This is a genomic window from Dyella sp. SYSU CM1112 (assembly GCF_058216415.1).
Window position 1 is genome coordinate 1 of record NZ_JBZEGI010000151.1, and the last position, 262, is coordinate 262.

General features: G+C 56.9%; 1 protein-coding gene. It reads left to right on the forward strand.

Annotated features, from left to right (window positions below):
* Positions 1 to 124, forward strand: a 124-nt coding sequence (locus tag AC4HNJ_RS22015; RefSeq protein ID WP_490481745.1) for an RNA polymerase factor sigma-54, incomplete at its 5' end; no start/stop codon positions are given.
* Between the last annotated feature and the right edge of the window lie 138 nt (positions 125 to 262).

Sequence of the window (262 nt, forward strand, 5' to 3'; positions counted from 1 at the left end):
GTCCGATCAGGCCCTCGCCGAGGAACTCCGCAACAAGGGCATTCAGGTAGCCCGACGCACTGTTGCGAAATGTCGAGAGATTCTGCGCATTCCCAGTTCGAGCGAGCGTCAGCGCAATAGCTGAATCTGTACGCCGAAAATCTCTGCGGGAACTTGCAGCTTGACGGAGCAATCCCATATTCAACAACAAGGTCTAGCTTCACGATGTAACGATCGTTTCACGGCGATCCGCGCATCGATCAACGCCGCCGCTGGCGGCCAG